Genomic DNA, 12,297 nt, shown 5'->3' on the forward strand with positions numbered 1-12,297 from the left:
GTTCTGGGCCTCGACGAACAGCAGCCCTCGGACGGCGGCGACGCGGCTGGTCAGCCGGCAGACCCCCTCGAGCAGCCCGTCCAGCTCCGTGTCGGACAGCTGCCAGGCCTGGGCGGTGAGGAGCCCGTCGAGCTGGCGGGAGATTGTGGCGAGGCGGGTCGGCGGGTCAGGGCCGTCCCCGAAGTCGTTGAGATCCATGGGGTAACGGTAGAACAACATCCACCNNATGTCGAACACCTGTTCGTACGCTGTGGGCGGAGACGACACGGGAACCCACCCACCACCCGGTCGAACCGCCTGACCGCATCTACCTTCGTTTCATCGATCACCGAGTGACCGAGCCGTAGGCGAACGATGCACGACGGGGGGTACTGCCCCCGCGGTCGGCCGGCGTTCGTCGGGTGCCAGCTGAGAGGCGTGTGGGCATCGCGTTCGGTTGCCGGCTCGGTCGTCGGGGGCCCGGGGCGCTTCGGGGAGGGAGCTCGCTCTCGGCGACGCGAGGAGCACAATCATCCTGGCGATCCCCACCGCCACCGTGGTGACCCGTCCGCCGACGCGGCCGTGTGAGTCCGCGATGCGTACATGGGCAAGCCGTCGTGGGTGCGGCGTGTCGTGGATGCGGCGTGTCGTGGGTGCGGCGTGTCGTGGATGCGGAGTGAGGTACGTGGATGCAGATCGGTGAGCTGGCGCGCGCGACCGGCACCACCCCGCGCGCCCTGCGGTACTACGAGGAGCAGGGCCTGCTGCGGCCGAGTCGCACCGGCGCGGGCTATCGCGTGTACGACGACGGCGCCGTCACCACCGTCGGCACCATCCGGCACCTGCTCGCCAGCGGGTTCACCGTCGACGACCTCCGGTCCCTGCTTGCGCTGCTCGACCAGCCGCTGCCGGAGCGGTTCCAGCCCAGACCCGCCTGCGCCGATGCGCTCGCGGTGGCCGTCCGACGGCTGGACGCCCTGGAGGAACGCATCGCCGACCTCACCGCGCTACGCGACCGGCTGGCCCACCGGCTCGGCCCCACCCGATGACGACCCGATGAGGACCNGATGACGACCCGCGACCGGAATGGTCAGCGGTCGATGGTGGACATGTCGGCGTAGCGGTCGCCGGCGGGCGGTTCGATCGCGTCGAGCCGGGCGAGCTGGTCGGGGGTGAGAACGAGCGCGTCCGCGGCCGCGTTCTCCTCCAGCCGGCTGACCCGCTTCGTGCCCGGGATCGGCGCGAGATCGTCGCCCTGAGCGAGCAGCCACGCCAAGGCCACCTGCGCCGGGGTCGCCTCGGCCTCGCCGGCGACGGCCTCCACCTCGGCGACGATCCGCAGGTTCTGCGCCAGCGCCTCGGCGGCGAAGCGGGGGTTGCCGCCGCGGAAGTCGCCGGCCTCGAGCTGGTCCGCCGAGNGGATCTGGCCGGTCAGGAATCCGCGNCCGAGCGGGGAGTAGGGGACGAAACCGATGCCGAGTTCGCGCAGCAGCGGCAGGATCTCGGCCTCCGGCTCCCGCGACCACAACGAGTACTCGGTCTGCAGGGCTGTGATCGGGTGGGTCGCGTGGGCCCGCCGGATCGTCTCGACGCCCGCCTCGGACAGGCCGATGTGGCGGATCTTGCCCGCGGCGACCAGCTCACCGAGGGTGCCGACGGTGTCCTCGATCGGCGTGTCCGGGTCCACCCGGTGCTGGTAGTAGAGGTCGACGTGCTCCACCCCGAGGCGGCGCAGGGACCCGTCGAGCGCGGCCCGCAGGCTCGCCGGCGAGCTGTCCAGACCGGGCCGGTCGCCGTCGCGGTGCGAGATCAGCCCGAACTTGGTGGCCAGCACCACCTCGTCGCGCCGCCCGGCGATCGCCCGGCCGACCAGCTCCTCGTTGCGGTACGGACCGTAGATCTCCGCGGTGTCGAGGAAGGTGACGCCGAGGTCCAGCGCCCGGTGGATCGTCCGGATCGACTCGGCGTCGTCCCCACCGGCGCCGGCGTAGTACGCCGACATCCCCATCGCGCCGAGACCGAGGCGGGAGACGTCCAGTCCAGNCAGTGACACATGCTGCATGCGCCGTGATCCAATCCGAGTGGGCCGGGACGGGCCGGGTGCTGCGCCCGCAGCCAGGCTAGCCCGTCGGTCACCGGATTCCCCGGTGGCCCGCGTCGGAGCGTGAGAGACCGGACAGTTAGGGTGATCCGGAGGAATCCGCCGACGATGCGAGGGGGCTGCCGCGATGACGGATGCGGACGAGCGGGACCTGGCGGGTGGGCGGTGGTGGCAGAGTCTCGTCGAGGAGCGCAACCCGGTGGATCTCAAGACCGACCAGCCGCACTCGGCGCGGATGTACGACTACTTCCTCGGCGGGAAGGACAACTTCCCCGCCGACCGGGAGGCGGCCGAGCAGTCGCTCGCCGCGTTCCCGAACCTGCGGGTCGTCGCCCGGGAGAACCGGGCGTTCCTGGCCCGGACGGTCCGCTACCTCGCCGGCGAGGTCGGGATCCGGCAGTTCCTCGACATCGGCACCGGCATCCCCACCTCGCCGAACCTGCACGAGATCGCCCAGGGCGTCNCCCCCGACGCGCGTGTGGTGTATGCGGACAACGACCCGATCGTCCTGACCCACGCCCGCGCGCTGCTCACCGGCACCTCCCAGGGCGCCACGGCCTACCTCGACGTCGACGTCCGCGACGTCGAGAGCATCCTGGGCTCGGCGGAGCTGCGCGACACCCTCGACGTGACGAAACCGGTCGCGCTGTCGCTCATCGCCCTGTTCCACTTCGTGCCCGACTCCGACGACCCCTACGGCATCGTCCGCCGCCTCGTCGACGCGCTTCCCACCGGTAGCTACCTCGCGCTGTCCCACGTCACCGCCGACGAGGACCCGGGATGGGAACAGGTCGCCGAGACCTACCGCAGCCGCGGCATCCCCCTGCAGCCGCGCACCCGCGAGCAGGTCGGGCGCTTCTTCGACGGTCTGGAGCTGGTCGAGCCGGGGGTGCAGGTCGTTCACCGCTGGCGCCCCGACGGCACCGCGGCGGGACTGAGTGACCTTGAGGTCAGCAACTACGGCGCGGTCGGCAGAAAAGTCTGACGGACGCGGCGGGATTCCCGCCGGCCGCGGAACACAGTCTCTCGCTTACCAGGCCAGATCCTGGTCCGGCCTCGATACTGGCTCTGTCCCGGTCCGGTCGAAGCGGGGAGGGTGACGCGATGTCCTCGACAGCCACGACGGCCGGCCCGGCGTCCGCGGGCGATCCGGAACCCGCGCTCGTGACGGAGCCCGTCGGCGAGGGCAGGGCGCCCGTCGGCGAGGGCACGGCGCCGGTCGGTTTCCTCGGGCTCGGCACGATGGGTCAGCCGATGGCGGTGAACCTCGCCGCGTCGGGCTGGCCGCTGCTGGTGTGGAACCGCACGCCCGAGCGCACCGGGCCGCTGGCGGCGGTCGGGGCCGGGACCACCGTCGACGCCGCCGAGGTGTTCGCGCGCTGCCACACCGTGATCGTGATGCTCGCCGGCCCCGAGGCGATCGACGCGGTGCTCGACCGCGCCGGCCCGACCTTCCCGGCCCGGCTGCGGGACCGCACGCTCGTCCAGATGGGAACGACCTCGCCCGCCTACTCGCGGGCCCTCGCCGCCGACGTCCGCGCCGTGGGCGGTCGCTTCGTCGAGGCGCCGGTGTCCGGGTCGCGCGGGCCCGCCGAGGCCGGCCGGCTCGTGGGCATGCTCGCCGGCGACCCGGCCGACATCGCCGACGTGCGACCGCTGCTCGCCCCGATGTGCCATGACCTCGTGGACTGCGGGCCCGTTCCGCGGGCGATGTCGACGAAGCTCGCCGTCAACCTGTTCCTGGTCACGCTGGTGACCGGCCTCGCGGAGGCGGTGCACTTCGCCCGGCGCAACGACGTCGACCTCGGCGTGCTCGGCCGGGTGCTGGCCGCGGGCCCGATGGCCAGCGACGTCTCCCGGGTGAAGCTGCCGAAGCTCGTCGAGCGCGACTTCACCGTGCAGGCGGGCGTCCCCGACGTGCTGGGGATCATCGAGTTGATCACGCAGGCGGCCCGGGTCGGCGGCATCGCCTCACCCCTGACGGACGTCTGCGAGGCGCTCTATTCCGAGACCCTGGTGCAGGGCGGCGCCGCCGCCGACATGGTCGCCGTCCTCACCGCCCTCGAATCCCGCAGCGTCCCCGTCCCCGTCACCGACCCCGTCACCGTCACCGACCCCGTCCCTGTCACCGTCACCGACCCCGATCTCGCCCCCGCCCCCGCCAACGGCACCGAGCCGACCCGCGGCCGATCGCCTGGCCGTCGCTGATGGCCGATCCGCGACGGATCATCGCGGGGGCGATCCGGCCGCACTGCCGGCGGCGCTGGTCTCGGCGACGAAGCCGGTCTGGATCAGCCGGCTGCCCCGCCGGGTGCACAGCAGCGCCCGCCCGGGCGGCAGGACCCGTGGTTTGACCCCGCCGAGCAGCGGCCCCTCGCTGCGCGGGCAGGACAGCGCAAGGTCGGGGGTGTTGAGTTCCTGCAGCCGGCGCAGCAGCGGGTCCATCGCCATGCGCATCAGTCCGGCCGCGGCCCGGCCGGCGACGACGTGCAGGCCGATGTCGCCGCCCTGCGGCAGCAGCGGCACGAACGCGGTCAGCGGGTTGTCCGAGCCGGTCAGCAGGTCGTAGTCGTCGATGAGCACGAACAGCAGCGGCCCGGACCACCAGTCGCGTCGCCGAAGCTGCTCCGGTGAGACGTCNGGGCCGGGCATCCGCGGGGTGAGGCCGGCGACGGCGTCGCGGGCCGTCGCCTTGGTGCTGTCCGGCGACACCGAGTAGCCCAGCCGGTAGGCGTCGGGGATGTCGTCGAACAGCCGCCGGCGGTAGTCGACCGCCATGATCCGCGCCTGCGCCGGGGTGAACCGGCTGGTGATCGCCCGCGCGACCAGCCGCAGCAGGTTGGTCTTGCCGCTCTCGTCGTCCCCGAGCAGGGTGAGGTGCGGAAGCTGGCGGAAGTCGTGAAAGACGGGTTCCAACCGGCTCTCGTCGACGCCGAGGGCGACCCGCAGTGCGCCGTCGGGGGGCGGCAACTGCTCCACCGGCAGGACGGCGGGCAGCGTGCGCACTCCCCGCGCCTTGGGGCCGGGCCAGCCGTCCACCACCGCGGAGACCAGATGGCGGGTGCCGTGCGCCAGGTCGTCGACCGAGCCGGCGCCGTCGATTCTCGGCAGGGCCGCGATGAAGTGCAGCTTGGTGTCGGTCAGCCCGCGTCCGGGCAGTCTCGGCACCGCGGCGGCCGCGCGCAGGTCGATGCCGGACTCCACCGGATCGCCGAGCCGCAGCTCCAACCGGGACCCGATCTTGTCCCGCATCGTGTGGTAGATCTCCGACCACCGGCCGGCCGTCAGCAGGATGTGCAGGCCGTAGTTCAGCCCCCGGGAGGCGACCTCGCGGGCGTCCGCCTCCGCCGCCTCGAACTCCTGGCGCAGGGTGGCCCACCCGTCGACCACGAGGAACAGGTCGCCGAACTCCTCCGCCGGGACCCGTCCCGCCGCGACCAGCGCGCGGTAGGCGGGCATGCCGGACACCTCGAGTTCGGCGAAGCGCCGCTCCCGGTCGCCAAGCAGCGCGACCATCTCGGCGACGGTCCGGCTCACCCGGTCGGGGTCGTGCCGGCCGGTGACCCCGCCCACGTGCGGCAGGTCCGCGATGCTCGCCAGCGAGCCGCCGCCGAAGTCCAGGCAGAAGAACTGCACCTGCCGCGGCGAGTGGGTCAGGGCGAGGCCGGCGATCACGGATCGCAGCAGGGTGCTCTTGCCGCTCTGCGGCCCGCCGGCGATACCGAGATGGCCGCCGACGCCGCCGAAGTCGACCGTCAGCAGGTCCCGGACCTGCTCGAACGGCTTGTCGATCATTCCGACCGGCACCGTCAGCAGCCCGTCCGCGCCGGCGTCGACGGGCCGCAGCCCGTGCTCCGGGTCGGGCAGCAGCGGCGGCAGGACCTGGTCCAGGGTGGGCGGCTGCTCCAGCGGCGGCAACCAGACGCGGTGCGCCGGCGGCCCCTGGTCGACCAGCCGGTCGACCAGCACCTCCAGCACGGTGCTGGCGGTGGCGTCGCCGTTGTCGGCCTCGTCGGCGTCGGCGGGGGCGTCGGCCTCGCGGATGACGACCGGGACGTGTTCGGTGCCGTACGGCACGACCTGGCTCTCGATGACGTCCTGGTCGACGCGGGTCGAGCGCAGCCGGTACGGCCCGGAGACGTAGGCCGCCTTGAACCGGGTGATCGTCGCGACGTCGGAGCGCAGGTAGCCGTTGCCGGGCGCGGCGGGCAGCTCGTAGGCGTCGGGGACGCCGATGACGGATCGGGACTCCATCGCCGAGAAGGTCCGCAGGCTCACCCGGTACGACAGGTGGCCCTCGAGCTGGTGGATGCGGCCGTCGTCCAGACGCTGGGAGGCCAGCAGCAGGTGGACGGCGAGCGACCGGCCTAGCCGGCCGATCATCACGAACAGCTCGATGAAATCGGTGTGCGCGGCGATCAGCTCGCTGAACTCGTCCACGATGACGAACAGGGTGGGCAGCGGGGCCAGCGGCGCGCCCTGCGCGCGGGCCTGCTCGTAGTCCCGCACCGAGCTGAAGTTGCCGGCGCGGCGCAGCAGCTCCTGGCGGCGGACCAGCTCGCCGCGCAGCGCGTCGCGCATCCGGTCCACCAGCGCGGCCTCGTCGGCGAGGTTGGTGATGGTCGCGGACACGTGCGGCAGCCGGTCCAGGCCGGCGAAGGTCGCGCCGCCCTTGAAGTCGACCAGCACGAAGTTCAGCGTCTCCGACGAGTGCGTCGCCGCCAGTGCCAGCACGAGGGTGCGCAGCAGCTCGCTCTTGCCCGAGCCGGTCGCGCCGATCAGCATCCCGTGGGGCCCCATGCCGTCCTCGGCGGACTCCTTGATGTCCAGCTCGATGGGCGAGCCGTCGGCGGCGACGCCGATGGGCACCCGTAGCCGCTCGGACCCGTGCCGGGTCGGCCAGACGGTCCTCGGATCGAACCGCTCCAGATCGCCGAGACCGAGCAGGTCCGGTAGGTCGAGGTTGGCGCTCAGCCCGTCGGGGGCCTGCTCGGCGCTCTCGCCGGCGCTGTGCCGGGCCATCAGCCGGGCCAGCATCGCCACCCGGACCCCGGACAGCACGTCCGGGGTGGCCAGGCGGGTCCGGACCTCCCGCCCGACCCGGTCGACCTCGACGATGTCCATGGTGTCGGCGGCGACGTCGAGGTGCAGCAGGTGCCGGGCGTTGCCGCCGCTGCCGTTGGGCTCGAAGTCGACGAGGACGGCGTTGCGGTAGCCGGAGACGAGGAACCGGGTCCCAGGTGAGATCCGGCCGCCGTCGCTGACCACGACGACGAACGGTTCGGTTCGCGACGGCGCCGCACCGGTCTCGAACCGGGCCCGCTCCCCGAAGCTCTGCCCCAGCAACCGCTCGACGTCGTCCAGGGACTCCCCGAACANCCGCACCGGGNCGGCCGCGTCCCGGTCGGTGGGGTGCTGGGCGTGCGGCAGCCACTTGACCCAGTTCCACTCCTCGCGCCGTTGCGCCGAGGTGCAGACGGCGATCCGCACCTCGTCCGGGGCGTGGAAGGTGGCCATGTGGGCGAGCAGTGCCCGCACCATGCCCAGCGCCACCTCGCGGTCGCCGTCGACCTGGATCCGGGCGAAGCCGCGGATGAACAGGGCGACCGGCTGGCCGGGGACCGTCGTGTACGCGCGGGTGAACCGCCGCAGCGCCTTCGNCGACACCGGCTCCAGGTCCTCCACCGGGCTGGTCTGCAACGGGGTGATCCGCACGGCGAGGCGCTGCGCTCCGGTCCCCACCCGCACCTCGCCGAAGTCCGGGTGTGTCGGGCGGCGTTCCCACAGCCGGCTGGTCATGGCGAGCGACCACAGCGACTCCGGGTCCGGGTGGCGCCAGGCGAGGGCGGAGCGCTGCTTCTCCGCGTAGCCGCGGACCTGCCGGCGGGTGCGGGNGAGGNAGCGCAGGTAGTCACGGCGCTCGCCGCCCACCTTGTGTTTGCGGTCGCCGGACTGGGTGAGGACCTGGCCGAGACCCATGGAGGCCATGCCGACGCCCATCACGGCCATCATCGTCAGGCCCATGGGGCCGGACGCCGAGCGGCCGATGTAGAAGTACATCATGCCGCCCGACATCAGGGCCATCGGGAGGATCATCACCAGCACCCGCATGCCCGCGGCCTGAACTTCGGGGACGCTGGGCGGCTCCTGCAGCGTGATCTCGCCGTGCGGCATCTCCGGACCGGTCCGGCGAGCGGGGCGGCGGAAGGCGACCGTGGCCATGCCCGCTACACGCCCCCGCCGCACCGTCGGGTTGAACCGGCGGACGGATGTGTCCTGGATCACAGCAATGAACCCGTGCGGCGGACACCGGCGTGCCGCAGACATGGCACAGAGCAGCGCGGCGGAGGTCTGCCNACTTCTCGTCATCGGGCCCACCAGCCGGGTCGATCTGTCCGTGCCCACGCACGTGCCCCTGACCGACCTGATGCCGGCGTTGCTGCGCAGTCTCGGCCCCGATCTCGCCGATCGCGGGCTGGAACACAGCGGCTGGGTGGTGCAGCGGCTCGGCTCGCCCCCGCTGGACGAGGACCTCAGCGTCGCCGAGCACGAGCTGCTCGACGGCGACACCGTCCACGTCCGCCCGCGTTCGGACCAGATACCGCCGCTGGACTTCGACGACCTGATCGACGGCGTCTCCACCGGAATNAGCGCGCGCTCGGGCCTGTGGCGGCCGCGGACCACCCACACGGTGTCGGCGTTGGCGCTGGTGATGTGGTTGCTGGTGGCGCTCGCGGTGCCGGTGCTGGCCGGTCCGCACGTCCCCACCCCGGCTGCGGGCGCCCGCGGCGCCCACGGCGCCGGCGGCGACGTGTTCGGCCGGCCCGTGACGGTGGGCGCCGTCGCGATGCTGCTGTTCGTCGCCATGGTCGTGTCGGGCCGGGGGCAGCGGGACCGTGCGGTGACCGCGCTGCTCGGCGGTGCGGTGGTGGCCTTCGCCGTGGAGGCGGTGGTTCTCCAGGTCGCCGATGCCCATGCCGGCGCCGGCGCGGGCGCGGGCGCCCACCTGCCCGAGATGCTGCTGGCCGGCGCGGGAGTCGCCGTGCTCGCGAGCCTGNTGGTGCTGGTCGTGGCGTCCGTGCGCGACACCCTGCTGCCGGTCGGCCTCGCGGTCACGGCCGTGGCGCTCGCCGCCGCCGTGGCCAGCGAGCTGAGTTCCGCCGCCGGGCTGGACTGGACCCAGACGGCGGCGGTGATGTCGCTGCTCTGCGTGGCGGCCCGCCCCGCGGTGCCGATGGCCTCGTTCAAGCTCGCCGGGCTCACGCTGCCGCCGCTGCCGGTCGAACCGGAGGACCTGCAGGACGACATCGACCCTGAACCGGGGGCGCAACTGCTGGCCCGCACCGCCCGGGCCGACCGTTACATGACCGCCCTGCACGCGGCCGGCGGGGTCGTGTCCACCGCCGCGGTGCTCCGGCTGGCGCTCGCGCCCGGCTGGCTGCCGGCGACGGTCGCCCTCCTCGTCGGGTTCGCGCAGGTGCTCGCGGCCCGTCCGATGACGAGTACCTGGCACCGCCTGGCGTTGGGACTGCCCGCCGGCGCGGGCCTGGCCGCCGCCGTCCTGTCGCTGCCCGTCCGGTCGGGAGTGCTCGGGGGCGGCGCGGCGCTGCCGATGGTGCTGGCTCTGCTGCTGGCGGTCATCGCCGCGGCCTGCACGTACACGCTTCCCCGCCGCCGGCTGACGCCGATCTGGGGACGGCTCGGCGACGTGAGTCACGGCGTCGCGCTGGCGGTCTCGGTCCCGCTGGTGGTCGGGATCCTCGGCGGAGTCGGGTTCATCCGTTCGGTGGTCGGCTGAGATGCGCTCCCGACGAGACCAGGTCAACGCGCACAACTACCTGGTGTTCCGGCTGACCGGGGCGCTCGTGCGGGCCGAACCGGACATCCTCGAGTCGCCGACCCGCCGGGACCTGCGCGGCCTGATCACCGGGGGTGTGGCGGCGATCCTGCTGCTGGCGGTGGTCGCGGTCTGGGCGCTGATCTCCGCGCGGGGGNCGACGGCCTGGCGCAAACCCGGCGCCCTGATCGTGGACAAGTCGAGCGGAAGCCGGTTCCTGCTGGTCGACGGCGCATTGCGGCCGGTGCGCAACATCGCCTCGGCCCGGCTGCTGACGGGCAGGACCGTCTCACCCGTGGTGGTGCCGCGCACCAGGCTGACCGGAGTGCCGCGCGGCGCCCCCCTCGGCCTCACGAACGCGCCGGACACGCTGCCCGACCCCAGCCGCCTCAACAAGGGCGTGTGGCGGCTGTGCACCCGGCCCGGCACCGCCGGTGCCGCCGGTGTCGCCGGTGTCGCCGGCGAGGACGGCCCTGACGCCGGGCCGGCCATGGTTCTCGACGTCGGCGTTGCCCCGGCGAAGCCCCGCCTCGGCCCCGACGCGGGACTGCTGGTCTCCGCCGACGGGCAGCAGTACCTGCTCTGGCACGGGCAGCGGTTGCTGCTGGCCCGGCCCTGGGCCGCGGACGTGCTGGGCTTCGGCGCGATCATCCCCACCGCCGTTCCCCGGACGTGGCTGGACCTGGTGCCGCCCGGGCCGGATCTGGCCCCGGTCGCCGTGCCGGACGCCGGGGCGCCCGGACCGCCGATCGGGGGTCAGGCCACCCGGCGGGGCGAGCTGTTCGCGGTGACGACGGCGACCGGATCGGTCGCCCACTACATCCTGCTGGGGTCCGGGCTGACCGCGCTGAGCCCGACCCAGTTCGCCCTGGCCCGAGGCGAGGCGGGCGACGCACCGGAGCAGCCGATCACCCCGGGGGACCTCGCCACCGCCGCGCGCGCCGTGATGGCGGCGCCGCAGAGCGCGCTGCCGGCGACGCCGCCGCCGATCCGGCTGCCGTCCGCGGGCGAGTCGGTCTGCGTCGAGTCCTCGCCGGACCCGGCCGGCTCCACGTTCGACGTCGTGGTCTCGACGGTGCGTGCGGCCGCGGGCCGGCGGACGTCCGGCGACACCGCCATCGGTGTCGCCGCGGGTGGTGGCGCCCTGGTCGTACCCAGGGTGCTGCCGCGGGGCAGCCGGGCGGCGGACGTGAACAAGCAGCCGGGTGTCCTGGTCGACGGTAGCGGCATGGCCTACCCGGTGACCGGGGACGCGATCAAGGCGCTCGGCTACGCGCCGGAGCAGGCCGTCGCCGCGCCCTGGAAGTTGTTGGCGCTCCTGCCCTCGGGACCGCCGCTGACGACGCCGGGACGGGGGTGACGACCGAGGACCACGGCCCTGACGATCACGGCTCCGATGACCACCAGGATCAATGATGTTCAGTCCGACACCCGGAGGGCACGTCCATGCCAGATCAGTCTCTCGTCGCCGATGAAGCCACCACCATCAACATGATCAAGGCTTTCGACAACTGCCAGGACGAGTGCAACAACATCCAGCAGACGATCGACGGCGCCAGCTCCATGCTCTTCTCGACGTGGGGTGGCGTCGCGGCCAACAAGTACCGCGACGCNATCTCCGGCTGGCAGAACGGCTTCAACGAGGTTCGGCAGGCGCTGAACCTGCTGAACGAATCGATGGTCAGCTACGCGAAGACCACGACCAGCACCGAGGACGACGCCCTGATGATCGGCTCAAGCTGGGCCCAGGGACTCACCTGAGGCGCAGCCGGCCGATCGCCGACCCAACCGTGAGCCGGACTTCGGAATCCGGGGAAACGAGGAGANATGGCCACCTACCAGTTCAGCCCGAACGGTGCCCTCGACACCGCGGACGAACTCACCTTCGTTACCAAGAAGCTCGAGGAGTCGCTCGCCGATCTCATGTCCAAGGTGCAGCTCTTCATCCAGGCCAACGCGGGTTCCGCGCCGGAGAACTACACGCTGGCCCAGCAGCAGTGGAACAAGGGCCAGCAGGATATGGAGCTGTCCCTCGCGGTGGGCCGACAGAAGCTCGAGGAGATTCACAACCAGTACGTGCTGGGTGACAGGAAGGGCGCGAGCGTCTTCGGCTCGCTCCTCTGACGGTGCCCGTCACGCCGGACACCCGCGTATCTCCTCATCGCGTACGCGGTCGGTAACCAGATTCTTTCTCGTGCTCGGTGGCCGGGCCGGATCCCGCGCGGACCACTACCGGTGGGACGGGTCGCGCGGGCCGGTCGGGCCGCTGCTCTCTTGGCAGGACACAAAAACCGAGGCGAACGACAGGAGAGACCATTGGGCACCGAGTTCACGATCAAGATTGACGAGCCGACCCTCCAGCGGCTTCGAACCGAGTACG

7 protein-coding genes and 12 pseudogenes are annotated in these 12,297 nt (G+C 72.8%); 11 read left to right on the plus strand and 8 right to left on the minus strand.

The features are described 5' to 3' along the window. Positions 1 to 224: pseudogene (locus UK94_RS20375) on the minus strand (HNH nuclease); the annotation flags it as partial. Between the two features lie 444 nt (positions 225 to 668). Between UK94_RS20375 and UK94_RS20380 the strand changes: the two are divergent. After that, positions 669 to 1,028 carry a MerR family transcriptional regulator gene (locus UK94_RS20380; RefSeq protein WP_011604101.1) on the plus strand — a complete coding sequence of 120 codons (360 nt, stop codon included), beginning with the start codon at positions 669 to 671 and terminating at the stop codon, positions 1,026 to 1,028. Between the two features lie 41 nt (positions 1,029 to 1,069). Here UK94_RS20380 and UK94_RS59605 read toward each other — a convergent pair. Together UK94_RS59605 and UK94_RS59615 are read right to left on the minus strand one after the other, a co-directional pair. Next, the coding region (locus UK94_RS59605) for an aldo/keto reductase (RefSeq protein WP_235488902.1) at positions 1,070 to 1,397 on the minus strand (328 nt) is incomplete at its 5' end. 27 nt (positions 1,398 to 1,424) lie between these two features. Beyond that, positions 1,425 to 2,022: pseudogene (locus tag UK94_RS59615) on the minus strand (aldo/keto reductase); the annotation flags it as partial. Positions 2,023 to 2,207: 185 nt separating this feature from the next. Here UK94_RS59615 and UK94_RS59620 point away from each other — a divergent pair. The 3 genes and pseudogenes from UK94_RS59620 to UK94_RS20395 all read left to right on the plus strand — a co-directional run. Further along, positions 2,208 to 2,543, plus strand: a 336-nt coding sequence (locus UK94_RS59620) for an SAM-dependent methyltransferase (RefSeq protein ID WP_235488905.1), incomplete at its 3' end; no start/stop codon positions are given. Between the two features lies 1 nt (position 2,544). Beyond that, a pseudogene (locus UK94_RS59625) lies at positions 2,545 to 3,065 on the plus strand (SAM-dependent methyltransferase); the annotation flags it as partial. A 119-nt stretch (positions 3,066 to 3,184) separates the two neighbouring features. Beyond that, positions 3,185 to 4,288, plus strand: coding sequence for an NAD(P)-dependent oxidoreductase (locus UK94_RS20395; RefSeq protein WP_011604104.1), 1,104 nt, complete (start codon positions 3,185 to 3,187; stop codon positions 4,286 to 4,288). 18 nt (positions 4,289 to 4,306) lie between these two features. Here the strand turns inward: UK94_RS20395 and UK94_RS59630 are convergent. From UK94_RS59630 to UK94_RS76325, 5 pseudogenes are all read right to left on the minus strand, one after another. Further along, positions 4,307 to 4,720 (minus strand): annotated as a pseudogene (locus UK94_RS59630) (secretion protein EccC); the annotation flags it as partial. 1 nt (position 4,721) lies between these two features. After that, positions 4,722 to 7,458: pseudogene (gene eccCb / locus UK94_RS20400) on the minus strand (type VII secretion protein EccCb); the annotation flags it as partial. A 12-nt stretch (positions 7,459 to 7,470) separates the two neighbouring features. Beyond that, positions 7,471 to 7,740: pseudogene (locus UK94_RS59635) on the minus strand (hypothetical protein); the annotation flags it as partial. A 1-nt stretch (position 7,741) separates the two neighbouring features. Next, positions 7,742 to 7,974 (minus strand): annotated as a pseudogene (locus tag UK94_RS59640) (hypothetical protein); the annotation flags it as partial. A gap of 6 nt (positions 7,975 to 7,980) precedes the next feature. Continuing rightward, a pseudogene (locus UK94_RS76325) lies at positions 7,981 to 8,407 on the minus strand (hypothetical protein); the annotation flags it as partial. A gap of 30 nt (positions 8,408 to 8,437) precedes the next feature. On the opposite strand from UK94_RS76325, the pseudogene eccD (UK94_RS59650) reads away from it, so the two are divergent. From eccD (UK94_RS59650) to UK94_RS59675, 7 genes and pseudogenes are all read left to right on the plus strand, one after another. Then, a pseudogene (gene eccD / locus UK94_RS59650) lies at positions 8,438 to 8,728 on the plus strand (type VII secretion integral membrane protein EccD); the annotation flags it as partial. 1 nt (position 8,729) lies between these two features. Beyond that, positions 8,730 to 9,137: pseudogene (locus UK94_RS59655) on the plus strand (type VII secretion integral membrane protein EccD); the annotation flags it as partial. Positions 9,138 to 9,158: 21 nt separating this feature from the next. Further along, positions 9,159 to 9,878, plus strand: coding sequence for a type VII secretion integral membrane protein EccD (gene eccD, locus UK94_RS59660; RefSeq protein ID WP_235488970.1), 720 nt, complete (start codon positions 9,159 to 9,161; stop codon positions 9,876 to 9,878). 1 nt (position 9,879) lies between these two features. Further along, positions 9,880 to 10,074: type VII secretion protein EccB (locus tag UK94_RS59665; RefSeq protein WP_235488907.1), on the plus strand; the 195-nt coding region annotated here is incomplete at its 3' end. A 1-nt stretch (position 10,075) separates the two neighbouring features. Beyond that, positions 10,076 to 11,277: pseudogene (eccB, locus tag UK94_RS20410) on the plus strand (type VII secretion protein EccB); the annotation flags it as partial. A 131-nt stretch (positions 11,278 to 11,408) separates the two neighbouring features. Further along, a pseudogene (locus UK94_RS59670) lies at positions 11,409 to 11,530 on the plus strand (hypothetical protein); the annotation flags it as partial. A 1-nt stretch (position 11,531) separates the two neighbouring features. Next, positions 11,532 to 11,678, plus strand: coding sequence for a hypothetical protein (locus UK94_RS59675; RefSeq protein ID WP_235488972.1), 147 nt, complete (start codon positions 11,532 to 11,534; stop codon positions 11,676 to 11,678). Positions 11,679 to 12,297 lie beyond the last annotated feature (619 nt).

Source organism: Frankia sp. AvcI1 (assembly GCF_001420875.1).
Lineage (GTDB): Bacteria > Actinomycetota > Actinomycetes > Frankiales > Frankiaceae > Frankia > Frankia alni.

Excerpts from the sequence above, each read along its gene's own strand:
- UK94_RS20380 (WP_011604101.1), top strand. The coding sequence starts at position 669 with ATGCAGATCGGTGAGCTGGCGCGCGCGACCGGCACCACCCCGCGCGCC.
- UK94_RS20395 (WP_011604104.1), top strand. The coding sequence starts at position 3,185 with ATGTCCTCGACAGCCACGACGGCCGGCCCGGCGTCCGCGGGCGATCCG.